The organism is Paraburkholderia rhizosphaerae, assembly GCF_004366595.1.
In the GTDB taxonomy this organism is placed as follows: domain Bacteria; phylum Pseudomonadota; class Gammaproteobacteria; order Burkholderiales; family Burkholderiaceae; genus Paraburkholderia; species Paraburkholderia rhizosphaerae.
Map to the genome: position 1 here is coordinate 409513 of NZ_SORE01000003.1, position 16620 is coordinate 426132.

17 protein-coding genes and 1 pseudogene are annotated in these 16620 nt (G+C 61.4%); 4 read left to right on the top strand and 14 right to left on the bottom strand.

Annotated features, from left to right (window positions below; genetic code table 11):
• The first annotated feature begins 216 nt into the window (after nucleotides 1-216).
• Nucleotides 217-1092 carry a hypothetical protein gene (locus tag BX592_RS05905; protein WP_134190720.1) on the top strand — a complete coding sequence of 292 codons (876 nt, stop codon included), beginning with the start codon at nucleotides 217-219 and terminating at the stop codon, nucleotides 1090-1092.
• A gap of 552 nt (nucleotides 1093-1644) precedes the next feature.
• Here the strand turns inward: BX592_RS05905 and BX592_RS05910 are convergent.
• The 14 genes from BX592_RS05910 to sctC all read right to left on the bottom strand — a co-directional run bounded on the left by BX592_RS05910 (nucleotide 1645) and on the right by sctC (nucleotide 14561).
• Nucleotides 1645-2961 (bottom strand): FliI/YscN family ATPase, encoded by a 1317-nt coding sequence (locus tag BX592_RS05910; RefSeq protein ID WP_134190721.1) that lies wholly within the window; start codon nucleotides 2959-2961, stop codon nucleotides 1645-1647.
• Nucleotides 2962-2972: 11 nt separating this feature from the next.
• A complete protein-coding gene (locus BX592_RS05915) occupies nucleotides 2973-5063 on the bottom strand; it encodes a flagellar biosynthesis protein FlhA (RefSeq protein ID WP_134190722.1) in 2091 nt (696 codons plus the stop codon).
• A 1-nt stretch (nucleotide 5064) separates the two neighbouring features.
• Nucleotides 5065-5805: an EscU/YscU/HrcU family type III secretion system export apparatus switch protein gene (locus BX592_RS05920; RefSeq protein WP_134190723.1), complete on the bottom strand. Its 741-nt coding sequence runs from the start codon at nucleotides 5803-5805 to the stop codon at nucleotides 5065-5067.
• Nucleotides 5802-6524 (bottom strand): EscT/YscT/HrcT family type III secretion system export apparatus protein, encoded by a 723-nt coding sequence (locus tag BX592_RS05925; protein WP_134190724.1) that lies wholly within the window; start codon nucleotides 6522-6524, stop codon nucleotides 5802-5804. Before BX592_RS05925 ends, BX592_RS05920 begins: the two co-directional genes overlap by 4 nt.
• Nucleotides 6525-6526: 2 nt before the next feature.
• Nucleotides 6527-6802, bottom strand: a complete 276-nt coding sequence (sctS, locus tag BX592_RS05930) for a type III secretion system export apparatus subunit SctS (RefSeq protein WP_134190725.1) — start codon at nucleotides 6800-6802, stop codon at nucleotides 6527-6529.
• Nucleotides 6799-7446 (bottom strand): type III secretion system export apparatus subunit SctR, encoded by a 648-nt coding sequence (gene sctR / locus BX592_RS05935; protein ID WP_134190726.1) that lies wholly within the window; start codon nucleotides 7444-7446, stop codon nucleotides 6799-6801. The genes sctS and sctR overlap by 4 nt, the downstream gene beginning before the upstream one ends.
• On the bottom strand, nucleotides 7443-8426 hold the full coding sequence (locus BX592_RS05940) for a FliM/FliN family flagellar motor switch protein (RefSeq protein WP_243849331.1): 984 nt from the start codon (nucleotides 8424-8426) through the stop codon (nucleotides 7443-7445). Before BX592_RS05940 ends, sctR begins: the two co-directional genes overlap by 4 nt.
• On the bottom strand, nucleotides 8423-9181 hold the full coding sequence (locus BX592_RS05945; RefSeq protein ID WP_134190727.1) for a FliH/SctL family protein: 759 nt from the start codon (nucleotides 9179-9181) through the stop codon (nucleotides 8423-8425). The genes BX592_RS05940 and BX592_RS05945 overlap by 4 nt, the downstream gene beginning before the upstream one ends.
• Nucleotides 9175-9756: a hypothetical protein gene (locus tag BX592_RS05950; RefSeq protein ID WP_134190728.1), complete on the bottom strand. Its 582-nt coding sequence runs from the start codon at nucleotides 9754-9756 to the stop codon at nucleotides 9175-9177. The genes BX592_RS05945 and BX592_RS05950 overlap by 7 nt, the downstream gene beginning before the upstream one ends.
• Nucleotides 9753-10580 (bottom strand): type III secretion system inner membrane ring lipoprotein SctJ, encoded by an 828-nt coding sequence (gene sctJ / locus BX592_RS05955; protein ID WP_134190729.1) that lies wholly within the window; start codon nucleotides 10578-10580, stop codon nucleotides 9753-9755. Before sctJ ends, BX592_RS05950 begins: the two co-directional genes overlap by 4 nt.
• Complete coding sequence (locus tag BX592_RS05960) at nucleotides 10580-10987, bottom strand: hypothetical protein (RefSeq protein ID WP_134190730.1); 408 nt, start codon at nucleotides 10985-10987, stop codon at nucleotides 10580-10582. The genes sctJ and BX592_RS05960 overlap by 1 nt, the downstream gene beginning before the upstream one ends.
• A gap of 115 nt (nucleotides 10988-11102) precedes the next feature.
• The gene (locus BX592_RS05965) at nucleotides 11103-11348 is read right to left on the bottom strand and encodes a hypothetical protein (protein ID WP_134190731.1); all 246 of its coding nucleotides are present in this window, start codon (nucleotides 11346-11348) and stop codon (nucleotides 11103-11105) included.
• Between the two features lie 187 nt (nucleotides 11349-11535).
• On the bottom strand, nucleotides 11536-12639 hold the full coding sequence (locus BX592_RS05970) for an FHA domain-containing protein (RefSeq protein ID WP_134190732.1): 1104 nt from the start codon (nucleotides 12637-12639) through the stop codon (nucleotides 11536-11538).
• Entirely contained in the window at nucleotides 12636-14561 is a 1926-nt protein-coding gene (gene sctC, locus BX592_RS05975; protein WP_243849334.1) for a type III secretion system outer membrane ring subunit SctC, read from the bottom strand. The genes BX592_RS05970 and sctC overlap by 4 nt, the downstream gene beginning before the upstream one ends.
• Before the next feature lie 231 nt (nucleotides 14562-14792).
• Between sctC and BX592_RS05980 the strand changes: the two genes are divergently transcribed.
• The 3 genes and pseudogenes from BX592_RS05980 to BX592_RS05990 all read left to right on the top strand — a co-directional run.
• Nucleotides 14793-15155 (top strand): ribbon-helix-helix domain-containing protein, encoded by a 363-nt coding sequence (locus BX592_RS05980; protein WP_243849335.1) that lies wholly within the window; start codon nucleotides 14793-14795, stop codon nucleotides 15153-15155.
• Between the two features lie 157 nt (nucleotides 15156-15312).
• Entirely contained in the window at nucleotides 15313-15876 is a 564-nt protein-coding gene (locus BX592_RS05985; protein WP_134190734.1) for a hypothetical protein, read from the top strand.
• 484 nt (nucleotides 15877-16360) lie between these two features.
• A pseudogene (locus BX592_RS05990) lies at nucleotides 16361-16620 on the top strand (alpha-ketoglutarate permease); the annotation flags it as partial.

Below are 16620 nucleotides of genomic sequence, written 5' to 3' on the forward strand. Positions count from 1 at the left end.
AGAACAGGCCCGCGCATCCAGAACGCGGGCTTTTTTATGTGCGTTCAGTTTGTAAAAGCGTGTGCGATCCAGTAGCACTACGTATGTAGTGCCCTTGTGCATCGCTCCAAAACTAGACTCTGCTTGCGGAATCGGCGGTACGTACGTGTGTGCGGCCGGCGCGTCCTGCACATCATAAATTTCGTTTAACGCATTGTCCTGTTAGAGGATTCGCACATGCAAGCTACGTTCGACAGCCGCACGGCTCAGACCGTCAACAATCAATGGAATTTCGCCAACACGTTTAACCAGTCCCGCGCGAGCAGTTTTTCTGGCTCGTCGAGCACGTTCGGCTCGCCTTCGCTTTATTCTCCGATGTCCATGTCGATGTCCCGCGGTATCGCGCAACCGTCGAGTTCATCCTTCTACTCGCCGAAGCAATCGGGTTATGGCAGCGCGCAAAGCGGCACCATGATGACCCAATTTCAGCGGGAAATCTCGCGCACGCCGGACAGCATGTCGATGAAGACGTCGTACTCGACTTACCAGCAATTCTCGTCGAACACGTGGAACAACGTGCCCGGCAAGGGTTCGCACGGTTCACACAAAGACTCGCAGTGGGACGCGTGTGATCGGAACAAGGTGGCGCCAGTCGTGTCGCAGAACGGCAACAAGCTAAACGTCGACATGGGCAACACTCATGCCGAACTCTCAAAAGACAAGGCCACGACCAAGATTAACGACGGTGACCATAACTACGAATTCACCGGGTGGGGCGATCCTCACGGTGTGCTCAAAATCGACGGAAAAGAGACAAAGGCTGACTTCTCGAAACCGCTTGGTCTCGACACCAATTCGATGCGCGTAACGATGGACCCGGAGCAAAAGGCGTCAAGCAGTGGCGCTCCGCCGCATATGGATCGGGTCATCTATGAGCCGAAAGGGACCAAGCAGGTCTTTGTGGGTGAACACCTCAGCCCAAGTGATAAATCCAACGTGTCGTTTCGCGAAGTCAAAGACAAACAGGAGAAAGACAAATTGAGGCAAGTCGCCAACAACGCGCAGAAGGCGGATCCCGAAAAGGGCTTGAAGACGGACACCAAGATCGTCTAGGCAAGCACTAAATGCAGACGCGACCGGTAGAGGAGAAAGGTCAGTATTCGCATTGATCAATCTCTTCGACTCAGCGAGGCCTGGCCGGAGGTTCCAAACCCACCGGCCAGGTTGAACGCCATTCGTACTGCCTGCCTGGTCAGTCGATGTCCGTCAACGCCGCCCTTAGGCGACGCGCACGCGTGAGCGCGTCGTCGCGCCCAATACTTTCGCGCTGCAGCTGCATCGAAGCGTTGGCTACTTCATCCGCCGCACGTCCTCGCTGCTGTATCGCTGATGCGAGGGCTCGATGCATCGTTATCGCGCGAACATCATGCCAGCGCAACGCATCACGCCAAAGGCGCCCGGTCGGTCTATCGTGACCGCACGACTGCAGGATTCGGTCGCGCTGCGCTGCATGCCGTTCGATTTCCGCCTGTCTCAGTGCAACCGCGTCGTCGGCTCGCCGCCATTCGTCTCGCGCCGCGTTGAGCGCGCGCCGCTTGCGCTCAACGCGCAACTCACGCACGCGCGCGAGCAGTCGCCACAACTGCGCGTTGCGCTTCGCGTCACTCATCGCACTGGAGCACTACACAGCGCATTCAGCATCGAACGGGTGTCTTGCACCGCGCAATGCTCGTCATAACGCTGCTGCAGAAATCGCACAATGCCAGGCTGCCGTTCGATCGCGAGATCACTGGCCGGATCGCTACCGCGCTGATACTCGCCAATCTGGATCAACAGTTCGAGTTCCTGATAACGACTCATCCAGCCGCGCACACGGTCCGCCTGCGCTCGATGGATCGAATCCGTCACACGGGTCATCACGCGGCTCTTACTCTTCAGAATATCGATCGCCGGATAATGCCCCGCGCCGCCGAGCCTGCTCGATAGCTGAATATGCCCATCGAGCAGCGAGCGTGCTTCTTCGGCGATCGGATCGGACAGCTCTTCGTCTTCGGCAAGTACGGTAAAGAACGCGGTCACGCTACCTTGCCGGGTCAATCCAGCCGATTCGATCAGCTTGGGGAGTTCGGCAAACACGCGCGGCGGATAGCCGCGCCGCACCGGCGGCTCACCGACTGCGAGCCCCACTTCACGCAATGCACGTGCATAACGTGTGAGCGAATCGAATAGCAGCAACACCCGTCGTCCGGTCGCTCGCAACCCGCTCGCGACTTCGCATGCCAGTTCGGCCGCCTTGAGCCGCTCCGCCGCCGGTCGTTCCGACGTCGACGCAACGACCACCGACGCATCGCGCCGCCCGGACAAATGATCGTGAATGAATTCGGCTACCTCGCGGCCTCGCTCTCCGATCAGCGCGACGACGATCGCATCGACCTGCGCGCCGTTCGCGATCATCCCCATCAACGTGCTTTTGCCGCCGCCGGCCGGCGCGAAAATGCCGACGCGCTGCCCGACGCCGCATGTGAGCAAGCCGTCGATCGCGCGCACACCGGTTGCAAACGGCTGTGCAATGACCGGCCGCTCCAGCGGGTTGAGGCTCGCAAGCGCCGCGGCGCGCCGCGCGCCGCCTGCTTCCTGCAATGCAGGACCGCCGTCGAGCGGGCGCCCCAATCCGTCGACGGTGCGCCCGAGCAGTTCGAGCGCATCGACTTGCCCCCATGCGAGACCACAGCCGTGAACCTGCGTGATATTCGACAGGCCCGTGACACCGTCGAGCGGCATCACGAGCGCGCCGTCGTCGGTGAAGCCGACCACTTCGCCCATTTGCGTATCGAGCGTATCGGGCCGGACAAGGCGCACCATCTCCCCGATGCGCAGCGACACGCCGACCGCGCGGACGACGACGCCACGCGCTTCCGCGACACGCCCATACAGCGCCGGCTCACCGGCCAGCACGGGAATGAGATGCTGGAACGTTTTCATGCGCGCTCCATTCAGTTCGGGGCAAGCGTAAAGAGCGTCCGCACACTGAAGGTATCGAGCGGAATTTCTTCAATCGCCAGCGTATCGATGCGAATGCCAAAGGTCTTCAGATGCCGGCGCAGATGCGGCCGCAATACGGCGGTGGTGATCAGCAATCGCACACCTTGCGCATACGCTGCCGAAAACGCTCGCTGCAGGCGCTCAAGTTCGTCGATACCCGGCATGCAGTACGGCTCGCCGTCCGGGCCCGCGCGGATCTGGTCTTCGAGTTCCGCTTCCCACGACGGCTCGAAGACCGCCGCGTCGATTCGCCACGCGTCGAGGTCCGCGTAACGACGCGCGAGGCGCATGCCAAGCGCGATGCGCGCTTCGCGGACCATGCGTTCGATCGTGCGCTCACCGTCCGGAATCCGGATCACGGCTTCCAGAATTGCGCGCAGATTGCGAATCGGCACATGCTCTTCGAGCAGGCGTCGCAGCACGCTCGCGAGCAGCACGGGTCCGACCGCCTGATCGACGTGCGCTGCGAGCTCGCGAAACTCGATGCCGATCTGATTCAGCAGAAAGCGCGTTTCCTGAGTGCCGATGCATTCGGCCGCCGCCTGTTCGCATACTTCCGCGAGGTGCTCGCATAGCGCTTCCTCGACGCTTGCCTTGCCGATTTGCGGATCGTCGAGCGCGGCTGCAACGGCCGCGCTCACCCATACCGCCTTCGATGCACCTGAACTGCGACCGGCGATGCCCTCGACCGCGATCTGCTCGTCGGTGCCGCTCACGAGCACGTGGTCCGCCACCAGCGAACCGCTCGCATACGGCACCTCGTCGAGGTCGACGATGTAGCGCTGCTCTTCAAGGCGTGCGTCGCGCTGCAATGCGAGGCCGGGAAACGGTAAGCCCAGGCGGGTCATCAGATCGCGACGCACCTTGCCAAGCTGCAAATCGAGCAGCCTCGGGCGCAATGCTTCATAGGCTTTGCTGCCGATCCGCACCCTGAGTATCGCGCTCGTGCCCAGTTCGACATCGTCGAGAATGCGCTGCGTATAGTTGCCGCCGTCGCGTGTCATCGCGGGCATGAATGGCCGTTGCATGCGCTCGCGGCTCCTCGCCTCGCGCATCATCAGCAGCGACAGGCCGATCAACGAGCTGCCCGCCAGCACGAACTGCAGATGTGGGAAACCCGGAATCGCACCCAGTGCAAAGCAGCCCACGCCCGCCATCGCCAGCGCTTTAGGATGTAGCGAAAGCTGGCGGAAAATGTCGCCGCCGAGGTTCGTCGGCGGCCCGCCGGACGAGACACGCGTGACGAGCAGACCCGCTGCGATCGACACGATCAGCGACGGAACCTGCGACACCAGCCCGTCGCCGACCGTAAGAATGGTGTACGTATGCAGCGCGTCGCCAAACGACATGCCGCGCTGTGCGATGCCCACCGCAAGACCGCCCGCGATATTGACGAGCGCGACGACGAGCCCGGCGACCGCGTCGCCTTTGACGAACTTCATCGCACCATCGAGCGAACCATAGAAATAGGTCTCGCGTTCAAGTTCGGCGCGCAGGCGCCCGGCGTCATGCGGTGCGATTAGCCCGTTGCGCAAGTCGGCGTCGATGCTCATCTGCCTGCCCGGAATACCGTCCAGTGTGAAACGCGCGGACACCTCGGCCACGCGATCCGCCCCTTTCGCGACGACAATAAACTGGATCGCGGACAGCACGACAAACACCACAATGCCGACCGCGACGTTGCCGCCCACCACCATTTCGCCAAACGCGCCGATGATGTCCCCCGCATGCGCGTAGAGCAAAATCATCTTGGTTGACGCGATCGCAAGCGCAAGCCGCAATAGAGTCGTCACCAGCAGCAGCGATGGAAAGCTCGACAGTTCCGCGGCCTTCGTCACGTAGATGGTCGTGCTCAGCATCACGAAGCTCGCGCAAAAGCTGACGCAAATGAAAAAGTCGAGCACAAAAGCAGGCACTGGCAGAATCAGCAGCACGAGCACGAACAACATGCCGAGACCGACTGCGACATCGGCATGGCGGCCGAGCAGGCCCGGAATATCCACACGGCCGAATATCGAACGGCGTTGAATCTGTTTGTTCATGTTAGCGGCTCAACTCCCGGTGTAGCGCGCGGCGCCGGCCCTTCACATGAGGATCGCCTTCGCTGTCGCGGTATTCACGCTTGATTTCTTCCTTGTCCATCCTCAGACGGCGCCTCCACAGCACGCGCTGCATCACGAAGTCGGCAACGGCCGGAACCAGTTGCGACGCCGACATCATCGCGAGCAGCGACGCGCCCGACACACTTTGGTCAGCGAGCATCATCGGCAGGGACAGCGTGAATGAAGGGATCAGGTGCGCGCACCATTTCACGAACGCGTACCAGAACACGGCGAGCAGAATCGCAAACTGCGCGAGCGCGATCAGCGTATCGACGATCACGCGCGTACTGAACAGGTTCTTCAGGCCGGTCATCGGATTCAAACGCTTCAGATCGGGCATCGCGCGATTCCACGCAATCACGCCTCGCGTCTGCGCAACTTCCGGCAGCGCGGCGGCCAGCACGCCGGCCGCGACTGTCACGAGCGTCGCAGGCAGCAGCGCGCCACACGACGAAACGACTTGTGTGAAGCGTTCGGCGAAGGTGCGCGCCTCATCGATGCCGGCGACATCCCGGATCAATGTCTGAAAGAGCTGGTACAGGTGCGGTGCCTCGATCACCAGGTAAAGCCACCAGATCAGCCCGCTCGCCGAGACGCTCGCATGCGCGCTCTTCGCGATATCGCCTTCCCGGGTGGCCTTGATCAGCCGCTGCGGGGTGGGTGCCTCGGTCTTGTCAGTCATCGCAGCAGCAGGCTTTGCCTGAAAATGACGCCGAGACGGTCGATAAAAACCGGCACGCAGGACATCGCCGCGAACGAAATCACCATCGCCTTCACAGTGCGCGCCGTTGCAAACGCATTAATCCGCTTCACGTGCCGCGACATCAGGCCGAGAGACAGGTCCACCATCACCATCAGGCCGATTAGCGGCATCGCGAGGCGTAGGCCTTGCGTGAACCACTCGGCGACATGCTCAACGGAAATCTGCCGATACAGTTGCGACAGCTCGACACGGGTCGCGCCCGGCGGACAGAGTGTCCACGCGTCAGCGAAAAATCCGCACACGAAGCGCAGGCCGGCACCGGTGAAGAACGTCAGCGCGGCGAACTGTGTGAACAAGGTTTCGAACAGCGCGGATTCCTGCTGGAAGTTCGGGTCGTACACCGCCGCGATCGAGTAGCCGCCTTGCTGGTCGAGCAGCGCGCCAGCGCACGATGCCACATGAAACACCGCGCCAAGCAGCAATCCAAGCGCGAGACCGATCAGCACCTCAGTGAACGCCGACAGAATCAGCGGCGCCGGTGCGCCGACTTTGAGCGGCAGCACCGCAAACAGCAGCACCAGCGGAACGCGCAATTTCGCACCCAGCGAATCGCCAAATGCGAACGGGACGAGGCTCAGTGCCACAGCGGGACGAATCGAGCAAAACGCGAGCCCCTCGAGATAACCGAACACTTCCATCGTCAATGCATCCGTCCTGCGGCAACAAACTCGAACACATGTTCGAGAAAGCGCGTCACTTCGCGGCTGGCCCACGGCGCCGTGACGATCAGCGTAATGCCGACGCCGATGATCTTCGCGCCGTACGGCAGGCTCTGATCCTGGATTTGCAGGATCGATTGCACGAGACCGAGTAGCAGGCCAATCCCTGTCGCGACCGCAAGCGACGGCAGCGACAGCCAGAACACCAGCAATAGTGCGTCGCTAGAAAGCGAAGCAAGCGACGGAAAAGTGTTCATGCGATGTAGCTGACGATCAGCCCGTGAATCAGCCGCGAGATGCCGGACACCGAGACCAGCACGAACAGCTTGAGCGGAATCGACACGGTGCTCGGCGATAACATCATCATCCCCATCGCCGTGAGCACGTTCGCCACGACGAGGTCGATCACCAGAAACGCGATGTAGAGCAGAAAGCCTGCTTCAAAGCCGCTCGATATTTCGCTGATCAGAAAGGCGGGGATGAGCAGCGAGAAGTCGGTTTCCTGCGCATCGCGCGTGGGGTCGATCCGCTTCGTCGCGTTCACGAGAAACGCTCGCTCCGAGGGTCTCGAATGGGCGAACAGGAACTCGCCGAGCGGACCACGCACTGCCTTGAGCGTCTCAGCGAGGCCGGGCATCGTGCCGCTTTCAATGCGCTCGTCAATCGACAACTCCGCGCCGATTTTCGACATCACCGGCGCCATCACCACAAGCGTCGCAGCCATCGCAAGACCCGCGATCGCGGTGTTGCCCGGCGCCTGCTGGACGCCGAGCGCCGAACGCAGCAGCGTCAGCACGATGCTGAACTTCGTGAACGACGTGACCATCACGACGATAAACGGCATCAGACCGAGTATCGTGATCAAGCCGATGATCGAGATCGGATCGAGCGGCGCGTTCATGCATCGGCGTCCGGACTCGTGCGCTGCGTCATGTCCGTGATGCGCACGCCGAGCGCATCGTCGATATCGACCAGTTCGCCGCGCGCGAACGGTACGCCGTGGCATAGCAGTGTCACCGCGCGCTCGCGCGTCGGGATCCGCAGCGACAGGACCGAACCGGTTCGCAGATGCGCAAGATCGTGGACCGATAGTGAAATCGTGCCGAGTACCGCGTCGAACGCAAAGGTCAGCGCATCGACGGCGATGAATTCACTTGTCATTTCCGGTTGATCGCGTTCGTCGTCGATCAGTGGGTGGTCTACCAAGATCTGCTCTCCAGACAGGTTTAGCGATATGCGACGCGCACCGCCGCGTAGCGGCACGCGCAAGTAGTACGACATGCGATCGAGCAGTAATGCGTCGCCCGGCCTGATCCGTCGCAAGCGCGCGAGCGGCAACAAAGGGCCCGCCATGCACACGGGCACCGGCACCATCAGGCGCCGTCGCAGTGCGTCAACGCCGGCCGGCGGCGGTGGAAGGCGCCGCAGCCATTGATCGACCGCTTCGCAGTGAAACGCAAAATGCGCGATTCGTCCGCTTTGCACGTGCGTTAGCGATAGGCCGTAGAGGCTGGCCGTCGGCGCGGCATCGAACAAGATCCGCTGGAGCTCGAATGAGAATCCGAATGCGCCTTCGAGCGCGGATAGCCAGTCCTCGAGTGCGTCCTCGATCAGCTCGCGCATGTCGGCCTCTTCGCGGGGCAATGCGCGCGACGGTAGCGAAGGCAGCAGCGCACTCGCGTCGCAATCGACCGTGAACGGTTGCCCCGACGCGATGCCCGCCAGCTTTAGCGGATAGCGCTGCCGACACGTGTCAAACTGCAGCAGATAGCGACGCACCCCGACCGTCACCGGATATGGCGCGCCAAAATGAAGCGCCGCGACGTTCAGGCGTTCCGCGTCGGCGTGCGACAGACGGCTCATGCCGGTCCACGGGTTCAATGCGTATCTCCGTCGCGCGCCACGTGCGCACCCGGTGCATTCTCCGGGCCATGCGCACGCACGTTGATCGCATCGATCACGTCGCGTAGCCCCTGTTCCAGCACCGCAAACTGTCTATCGACCGCCTCGTCGACGCCGCGATACTCGCCGAGCATCGCGTCGATCGCGTCCCTGATGCCGCGCTCCAGTGCGTTCAATTGCATCCGGAGGCTGCCATCTATGACGCCCCGCTCGGTTTCGACAATGCACGAGTGAGGCGGTAAGCCGGCGTCCGCCAATACGGTGAATAGCGGTGCCGCCAGCTCCTGCTCGAGACGGGCGATCAGCCGCTTTGCCTCGTGATAGTCCACATTCGATACGCGCAACGACATCACCTGCTGCGAACGCGACGCGGCAATGCAGCGCCGCAACTGATTTGGCAGCGCCGCCGCGGGCGGCAGCTTGCCGATGATCAGCACGAGCGCATCCATCGCGATTCGCACCAGGCGCTCCTCCACGCAGCGCGCGACAAACGACGCTGCCGCATGCGGCATCACGAAATCGCGTACCGCGGCGGCGCGTCCCGCTTCATAGCCGCGGCGCCACGCGCGCCGCTTCATCGCGCGCACCCGCTCGGCAAGACGCGATGCGTCACGCGCCGCGTCTTTCGCGCGTTCATCATCGAGTGCACGCAAGTCCTCCAGTTCGACGAGTTCCGCTGCGGACAGATAGCCATCTGACTCAATTTGCCAGCTTCCCTTTTTGCAGATCAGCACGGCTCACCTCGCATCAATAGCCGTGCGTCGTCGATCAACGCGCGTGCGGCGTCGACGGGAATATCGATCGCGTTGAACCGTGTGGCAGCTTCGACGATGTCGCGAGGCATGCGCAGTCTCAACCATGTGTGCTGCACGTCGCCGCTGTCGCCCAGTCCGCGTAGGGCCAACGCAAGCCCGGCCGCGGTCATGTCGCGGCGATCGAAGAAATTCGGCGTCGCGCCCACCGCGAGATCGTCCTGCTCGCCACGCGCATGTTTCTGGATGTCGCGCAGCACGTGCGGAGCGACGTTTCTCGCGAACCCGAGATGAGCCGACCGTGTCACGACCCGGCGTACAGAACGGGAACAGGCCAGCGCCGCGGTGACCCGAAACAGCCGCGCACACGCGGCACGTGGCAGATCGCCTACGCAGGGCAGCGTTTTCGTGAAATCGATGCGGGTCAATTGCGGGTACTCGGCAAGGAGGCGTGCACTCGCGTCGGCTAGCGCACGTTCGCCGCGAACCGGCCTTGCTCGCATCAGCCAGCTGTGATGCGTCCATTGGCCGATCGATAGTGCGGACAGACAGGTCACGGGGTGTCTCCTTTTGCTTCGTCCGGCGGCGCATCGGTGTTTGACCCTGGCGAATTGTTGAGACGCCGCTTTCTACGCCTGAAAAATGTCGGTGAGAACGAGCGGATGCCGCTTCGCCAAACCCAGGCCGAGACGGTGAGCAACATCACCGCGACGGCGGATGCAACCAGCACGAGTGTCGCGCTTGCGTGTCCGGTTGGTCCGCGTCCGTCCGCGCATGCGTTGCTGCCGCTGCATGCGTCGCCGGCGACCAGCACTGGCGTGACGGGAATCAGCGTCAGATTCACGCGATCAGGTGTCAGACCTTCGACACCACCCGCAACCAGCGCGCGAATCTTGTCGCGCATCAATTCGAGGTTGTAGTCGGTGCGATAGCGCAGCATCACCGATGCGGACGGCGGCGTGATCAAACCGACTACCGGATCCCGCTCCGGCTGCACGATATGCACGCGCGCAATGAGGACCCCGTCGATGCGCTCCAGCGTGTCCGAGAGCTCCTGGGAAACGCCGAAGATAAATCGCACGCGGTCTTCGTCCGGGTTTGAGATCAGTCCCTGCCGGCTGAACAGTTCGCCCAGGTTCGCGTGACCGCTGCGTGGAAGCGCGTAGGCGCCGGTCAGTTCGGTCGCGGCCACGGCGTCGTTGCTGTCGACCGATACGGTCCATGTTTTGTCCGGGTTGCGTTGCTTGATACCTTCGATGCCGTGATGACTCAGCACGGCAACGATGCGGTTCGCCTGGTCCTCGTCGAGGCCTTCGAACAACGACGTTTTGCAGCCCGCAACGAGTACGAACGATAGGGCGATCAGCAAGCGGCGCCGCATCAATTGCCTCGCGCCAAGGTTTGCACGCCGTTGGTTACCTGGTCGGCTACCTTCTTGTAAAGCTGAAGCGTCTCCGACTGTATGTTCACATGCCGACGCAGTCGGAACGTGTCCGCCGGCCGAAGGGTTCGGCTGCCGAGCAGACGTTCATATTCGCCATCCAGATCAGCTTGTGACGCCCTCGAGCGTTCTTCGGTTTGTGCAATCAGCTCGGTTACGGGTGAGGACGCATCATTGGCGAACACGGCCTCGTGAGACGGGACAGGAACAGGCGAAGGTTCAGTAGCCGAACCGGCAAAGCGGTTTGCGACGAACCTCGTTGCTTCAATCGGCGGCGTCGCCGTCTGAACTTCCGGAATGTTCATCGCGACGGCGGAAATGTGCGGCACCATCTTCTTCTCTTTCAAGTAACGTTCTTTAGTGAAAACAGGAACACTCGGCCCGCGCATGAACTTTGGCCCAATGCGCGGGCCATTGAAGCGCGCGTCGAAAGCGCCTCAATCCTTTGCGGTCCCGAGCCGGTTATCGCAGCAGCGCCATGACTGAGCCGTTACGCTTCTCTTCAACCATTGCTGCCGTTTGCGCCGCTTCCTGCTCCTTATTGGCAGCCTGCTTCGCCTTTTGAGCGTCCTGCGGGGAGCCGGTCTTTGCCGATTGCGCGGCCGTCGATTGGGCGTTTCTGCTCGCGTCCGCCAGTGCGTTGTACGTCGCACCGGTGTCGTAGCCGCCTTGCCCTGCGCCGTACGCCGGAATTCCACCTATAGCCATGATTTCGATCCTTAAAGTTTGATCACGCGTTTTACGGAGCAAGTGCTCCATCTGCCGCCTGCCATGCGACGCGCACGCGAGGCAAGCGGAACAGGACGCCAGACATGGCGTACCCGTTTTTTCCGTTCATCGACCAGCAAACGGCGAGATGCGTTGCTTCGCGCGTCAGCGGCGATTCCGCAACGGCTCAACACCTGTTCGCGTCTTGCGCGCCTTTGGTGAAGAACTCGTAAACCGAACCATCGTCATCGCGCACAACTTCCGCGCCGCACTCGGAAATCCTCATCAGCTTTCCAATCCGCAGCCGCGAGCCAGCGAAATACATCCCGCCTTGCTGATCGACCAGCCACGCACCGTGCGACGACCGCATCAGGTTCATTCCGATCGATTCGAGCGGTACACGCACAGGCCCGTCGCTGACCTCGTGTCCGACGAAGCTAAGCGTCTGCAAGCCGTTGATCTCGGCCCGCGCGAGCCGCGCGATGCGCGCGTAGTCCCATGATTCCGGCTGCAGAAAACCATCGAATGGCGGAGGCGCGACCGCAAACGAGCCTGCCTCGCCGCCGGGCCGAAGTTCCGCAAGCCGGTAGTACCTGCCCAGGAACGTATGCAACTGGTCTTTCAACTGATCGACCACGATCACGCGCAGCACCGGTGTACGCGACGTGCCGCGTGCCGTAATCGCAAGCGCAGCCAGATCCGTGTAGCTCTGCACATACCCTTCGTACACCGTCGCCCCGGTCCTCGCATCGACGTGCGTGCGCACCAGACGAAACGCCGGGTTGTCGGCCTGGGACTTGCCTTTCGCCCCAAAAAGCGGCGACATCCATTGCCAACCGGCTCCAGCCACCAGCACGATGATCAGTGCCGCGACGCCCACCTTCGCGCTAACCGGCATCAGCGCGCCGCGTCTAGCCACATAGGCCAATGGCGCATGCGTGAGCAGCCAGTACGTTTCGGCGTTGCGCACTGCGCGCGGCGTTATCGCGTCGCGTCCACCGAACTGCAACGTCGTCGCGCCCAGCACAAAGGTCCCGCCGTAGCGCAATTCGGTGGATTTGCCCGCGTGCAGCGGATGACCGAACACCGTCACAGGATCCTGCAAAGCAGTGAGCGCCAGCCGCTCGCCAACGACGCGAATCGTCGCGTGATGAGCGGCGACGCCTTCATCGATCAGCACGAGATCGACCTCGTCGCCGCTACCGATCGACAGATCATGGCCGTCTGACAACAACACGCTCGCTCCTTTGTGAATCCCGTCTGTCACGAGAATCAGTGCATTTCCGCTCATCGCATCTGACCTTGCGCAGGCGGCACGCTGACCGATGAGTCAGGCGGCAGCGGCTGTGGAGGCGCGTCGCCGGGCCGCGACAACGATCGCAACGCACCCGTGACAGCGGAATCGGACCCATGCGTGCCGGCAGGAACCTCGATCGCTGGGACAGGCCGCGCAGACGCCATATCGACCGGAACACCGCCGGGGACGTCGCCGCCCATTCGCTTTAAACGCGGCGTGATCAGAATGAGACGCTCGAGGCGCTGCGACCTGGTCTGATTGCTGCCGAACAGCGCGCCGACGTACGGAAGATCGCCAAGCACCGGCACTTGCGACCGGGACGTTTCACTACGCTCGTACTCGTACCCGCCGATCAGCAGACTCTCTCCGTCGCCGACGATGGCTTGCGTGACGATCGAATGGTTATTGACGCGTGGGATCCCGTCGACCATCAGTGTCGAATCGAATCCGCCGTCCTCTATCTGTACGTTAAGCAGAATATTGCGGCGAGGATCATTGGCCGATTCAACGGTTGGTGTGACCTTCAGCGTGAGTCCGGTATCGACATTGAACAGATCCACATCCTGATTACCCGCAACGCGCACATATACCGAGTTGCGCGAAGACAGGACGGCTTCCGAGTTGTTCAGTGTCAGCACTTGCGGCCGCGACAGGATGCGCGCCTTGCCGTTCTCTTCGAGCGCGCGGATCTGCGCAAACAGGTAGTTCACCGAGTTGCCGATCAGCGTCGTCAGGCTCACGCCCTGCAACGCGCTTTGCACCCCTGCGGTCACCGCCTGGCTCACAGGGGGTGTCGCGTTGACCATCGCATGCGCGCCGCCATCGCTTCCTGACGTGCCCCCACCCCAGCGAATGCCGAGTTCGCGCACCGCATCCGTCGATACATCGATCACCGCGGCGGTAATCTCGACGAGATCCTGTGGTTGATCGAGCATCGCGATCGCGCGCTCGTAGTTGGCCATCATCTCAGGGACGTCATAGACGACCACCGAATTCGTGCGCGCATCTGCAACGATGTTGCGCCTCGATGACGTCACGTCCGATGGCATCGTGAGTTCGACCTGCGTGCTGGCAACCGGATCAGGCGACAGCATCTCGGCGGCACTGTCATTGCCCGCGAGTCCGAGGCCACGCAGACTCGGCAACGGCGGCGGACCGTTGCGTGCCGTGCGCGCTTCCTTCATCCGCGGCGTGCGCGCGACGGGCCGCGGCACGAAAGTATCGCCCATCAGCTTGCGCAACAACGACGCAACGCCGGGAACCGTAGTCGTGCGATAGCCGCTGGTGTAGGTAATGTCTTGCGCCTGCGCGTAGCGCAAGCGGAATACGCGGATCTGCGTCTGATCGAACGGCGTTTCGATCGCAGCCTGCTGACGTGCCTTTTCGATTGCATCGGCAATCGACTCGACATAGCGCGACGGGCCCGTCGCTTTCGCCGTCGTGTCCGAATAACGCACCGGCAGGTGTGAATCGTCGAGATCGAGACTGCGCAGCAAACCGGCGACGGCGTCGCGCTTCATCGGCGCAATCGGGATCGTTCTGGTTTTCACGTCCGAACCCGCGGACACATGCAGCGTCCTGCCGTCGAAATACCATGCGAGGCCATAGGCCTCCGTCAGCTTCGCGAACACATTCGCGGGCGGTTCGTCGAACGTGCCGTTCACGACGCCTTTGACATTCTTCGCGATATCGACCGTCAGGCCGCCGGCGCTTGCGACGTCCTTCAACACTTCTGAAAGCTGCGAGTTGCGTGCGAAGTAATGCATCGGCGCATTGCGCCAGGGCGGCTCGCCCGCATGCGTCGTGCACGCATGCAAGGTGACCCATGCAAACGCAAGGCGACGTACCGCGGCGCCTGTCGAATAGCGCCGCCGATAACGGCATCGTCCCTCTTTGCCCGCGTTGCACCACGTCATGAACATTGAAGCTCCTGTGCCGGCAGAAGCCGGCTTCGTCATGACGAAACTTTAGTTGTGCACGCATGGATCACGGTCATACAAATATATCACCGGCCCGCCTCGAACTGCGCGACGATAGACGACACACCAGCAGGCAAATGTTCTTTAGCTTATTTCATCAATATGCCTAACTAACTGCCGCTGGAAACCGGATTGCAGAAAGTTCCACTTTGCATTCAAACGATAACTTTGAGCAGCTTCGAAATTTCTGAGCAGGTTCAAATGCCCATTACACAGTATTGCAATTTCAGCGCGGACCTCGCGCGGCCGCGACAGCGGTCAGTGCGCGTCAATGGCCTCGCGACATGTCTAAGGCTTGAAGAGGTCTACTGGACGATCATCGAAAAACTCGCACGTGAAGAGTCTCTGACGGTGGGAAAACTGATTTCCCGCTGGGCGCTGGAGATGGATCTTGCACACGAAGATGTCTGGAACTTTACAGGCTATGTGCGAGTGATCTGCGTGGTTCAGCTGATGAAGCGTTCGGGGTCGATGCCGGTCGATGGAGCCGCGAGTTCATCGGGTCTGGCGGATACGCGCGACGTTCAATGAATGGATAGGCCGACAACCTGAAGGCCGATCGAAAGACTGCCGAAGCGCGCGCTCAGGAGGTCTACATGTAAATAGAAATACACGTTGCATTCGTGGCCTTACGTGGCCATCCGAGTTCTCCCTGGCGGAACCAGGGCAATCTTCAAAGGAGAAATCCATGCAGGTTCAAAGTACGTCGACTTCGTACTCTTTCAATCAACCAGGTTTGATGTCGTCCGGCGCGGGGTTTGCATCGGGCAATCATGCAGCAGCCTATGATTCAGGCCGGCGGCAAGGCGCATACGAAGCAATCAACGCGATGAGCGGCAACGACAGCTTCATGTCATCGGGCGGCGACCGGTTTTCACGAGCTGATCGCACAGAAGCCGCGTATCACTCCGGCCGGCAGCAAGGCGCATACGACGCAGTCAATGCGATGAGCGGTGCTCACGCGAACGCGGGTCCTCAAATCATTTCTCCGGAGGAAGCGTCGCAGAGTGGAGGGACACCCGACGCCGCAGACCAGGGACAAGGATGTGCCGGCGGATGTGGAGGCGATGGACAAGCGGGCGGCGGTGGTGCGCAAGCGAGCGGCTCGGGCCAAAAGACGGATCCCGGTCAGATAATGCAGATGGTGATGGGAATCATCGCCCCGATGATCTCGCAGGCGTTGGGCGCGATGGGCGGCGGCGGCGCCGCTTCAGGTCTGCTTGGCGGCCTTGGCGGCAGCGCATCGAGCTGACACCTCCGGAACGCGCTCTGACCGGCGCCAAGCCGGTCAGATTGTTGAAAACGTGCCAGCAGTCGCCCACTGCGACTGAGCAAACCGACGGTTGTCGGCGTTCGCCTGCAACCGTCGCAATGGATGGTGACGTACCTGCCGCCCCTTCCATGCGCAGGTTCGCGGACCCACCCGTTAGTTTTATACGTTTCGCGTGAACCGCGACATAGCGTAGAGCGCCCACGATACGTCATCGTCGGATTACGCCGCCCGGCAAGCCATCCAGAATTCCAATGCTGCCGACCATCCCGAGAGGCTCCGACAGATCATTGGAGTCTGTTGCTGAAGTCCGATGCGGATCGCGCCTTCCTCACAAAGGCACCTATATTTTCCCAACATTTAATTCCCTATCATTTAGAATGCCAAATCAAGTCGCCGAAGAGCGTCTTAATAATTCGGCATCCATATCAGAAAATCAGGGGAACATGTAGGAGCACATAGGCCAATGACTAATCTCAATATTCCCACGGAAATAACTGCACGCGATACGCGCCGCCGTGTAATGGCAATCGTCGGCGCCTCATCGGGCAATCTCGTCGAGTGGTTCGATTTTTACGTCTACTCGTTCTGCGCGCTGTATTTCGCGCCGGCCTTTTTCCCAAAGGGCGATACCACCACACAGCTGCTCAACACCGCCGGCGTGTTTGCCGCGGGCTTCCTGATGCGCCCGATCGGCGGCTGGTTCTTCGGCCGTCTGGCCGACAA

Bases quoted from the DNA above. Each gene is read 5' to 3' on its own strand.
- BX592_RS05905 (WP_134190720.1), top strand. From the start codon at position 217: ATGCAAGCTACGTTCGACAGCCGCACGGCTCAGACCGTCAACAATCAA.
- BX592_RS05910 (WP_134190721.1), bottom strand. From the start codon at position 2,961: ATGAAAACGTTCCAGCATCTCATTCCCGTGCTGGCCGGTGAGCCGGCG.
- BX592_RS05915 (WP_134190722.1), bottom strand. From the start codon at position 5,063: ATGAACAAACAGATTCAACGCCGTTCGATATTCGGCCGTGTGGATATT.
- BX592_RS05920 (WP_134190723.1), bottom strand. From the start codon at position 5,805: ATGACTGACAAGACCGAGGCACCCACCCCGCAGCGGCTGATCAAGGCC.
- BX592_RS05925 (WP_134190724.1), bottom strand. From the start codon at position 6,524: ATGGAAGTGTTCGGTTATCTCGAGGGGCTCGCGTTTTGCTCGATTCGT.
- sctS (WP_134190725.1), bottom strand. From the start codon at position 6,802: ATGAACACTTTTCCGTCGCTTGCTTCGCTTTCTAGCGACGCACTATTG.
- sctR (WP_134190726.1), bottom strand. From the start codon at position 7,446: ATGAACGCGCCGCTCGATCCGATCTCGATCATCGGCTTGATCACGATA.
- sctJ (WP_134190729.1), bottom strand. From the start codon at position 10,580: ATGCGGCGCCGCTTGCTGATCGCCCTATCGTTCGTACTCGTTGCGGGC.
- BX592_RS05965 (WP_134190731.1), bottom strand. From the start codon at position 11,348: ATGGCTATAGGTGGAATTCCGGCGTACGGCGCAGGGCAAGGCGGCTAC.
- BX592_RS05970 (WP_134190732.1), bottom strand. From the start codon at position 12,639: ATGAGCGGAAATGCACTGATTCTCGTGACAGACGGGATTCACAAAGGA.
- sctC (WP_243849334.1), bottom strand. From the start codon at position 14,561: ATGACGTGGTGCAACGCGGGCAAAGAGGGACGATGCCGTTATCGGCGG.
- BX592_RS05985 (WP_134190734.1), top strand. From the start codon at position 15,313: ATGCAGGTTCAAAGTACGTCGACTTCGTACTCTTTCAATCAACCAGGT.